This is a genomic window from Motilimonas sp. 1_MG-2023, from assembly GCF_030547455.1.
Lineage (GTDB): Bacteria > Pseudomonadota > Gammaproteobacteria > Enterobacterales > CBDFNC01 > Motilimonas.
Window position 1 is genome coordinate 1 of the sequence record NZ_JAUOPX010000098.1, and the last position, 1,563, is coordinate 1,563.

The 1,563-nt window shown below is 48.0% G+C and carries 1 protein-coding gene; it reads left to right on the top strand.

The features are described 5' to 3' along the window. Positions 1 to 156: 156 nt before the first annotated feature. Positions 157 to 1,563 (top strand): IS66 family transposase (locus Q4519_RS21560; protein ID WP_303515969.1); only part of this gene is annotated, 1,407 nt, incomplete at its 3' end.

Genomic DNA, 1,563 nt, shown 5'->3' on the forward strand with positions numbered 1-1,563 from the left:
GTTCCCCCTGACTCAATTCGAGCTTGATAGACTCCTTTCTGGCTTCACGATTATCGGCCATAAACCCGTTAAAATAAACAATTTTACAATGACTTAATCGAAAATAAAGCCTTATTCACCAAGCGTTAATGGCATAATTTTAATATAATCAATGCCATGAAAAAGACGCCAACTATTAACCCAGAAAGCCAAGATGTTGCCGAGCTACAAGCGATGGTGAAAGCGCTGATGGCGTCGCAAAAACAGAAAGAATCTGAGTGGAAACAAGAGCGCCAGTCGCTACTTGAACAGCTCAAGCTGGCCTTCGACCGCCAGTTCGCTAAACGCTCGGAGGCGTTAAAGCCTTACAATGAATCTCAAGGTGACCTCTTCAACGAAGTGGAATGTGAAGCCGCTAAAGAAGAAGTTGAGGTCACGACGACCACCACGAAGAAACGTGGTAAACGCAAGCCACTTCCAAAGACCTTGCCTCGTGAGGTTATCGAACTTGATTTAGACGACCATGAAAAGCAGTGCGCTTGCTGCCAACATAATCTGCATAAAATCGGTGAAGACCGCAGTGAGAAACTTGAGTTCTCACCAGCGGTGCTCAAAGTGCTGGAATATGTTCGTCCTAAATATGCTTGTCGTCAGTGCGAGCAAACTGAAGACAACCATCGCATCGTTCAAAAGCCAGCGCCGCAAAGCATTATCCCTAAAAGCTTCGCGACAGAAAGTCTGCTTGCCAACATCATCCTTGGCAAATATCAATACGCAATGCCACTGTATCGCCAAGAGTCGCTGTTTACCCAGTCGGGTATCGAACTATCACGCACCACCATGGCAAGGTGGGTTATCCAAGTCAGTGAGAAGTTCAAACCACTCTATGGCGCCCTAAAAGAGCACTTACTTCAACAAGTCGTGGTTCAGGCGGATGAAACGCCGCTCAATGTACTCAAGGAAGATAAGCAATGCTACATGTGGCTCTACTGCTCGGGGGCTGACTCGCCAGGTGCCGCACTGCCCAATGTAAAGAATATCGCCTTGTACGACTATCAAAACAGTCGCGCGAAGGCGTGCCCTGTTGCCTTCTTGGAAGATTATGGTGGTTATCTGCAAACCGATGGCTATGGTGCCTATGATGGGCTTCATCAAGTCACTAATGTTGGCTGCTTGGCGCATGCACGGCGTAAGTTCATGGATGCGAAGAAGCTTCAAGGTAAAGGTAAGACAGGCAAAGCGGATAAAGCGCTGGCCAAAATCCAGAAGCTCTATGGGATAGAATCCCGCTTAAACGGTGAGTCTGCGGAAAAACGCAAAGCAGAGCGTCAACAGCATGCCAAGCCAATACTGGATGAGCTATACGAGTGGATGACAACTCAACAAGTGATGGAGTCTAGCTCGCTGGGTAAGGCGATAAAATACACGCTAGGCCAATGGCCAAAGCTCATTCGCTATATCGATGACGGCCACTTATCTATCGACAATAACCGCGCTGAACGTGCAATTAAGCCGCTGGTTATTGGGAGAAAGAACTGGCTCTTCTCGACCAACCCTAACGGAGCTGAAGCGAGCGCGATGCTT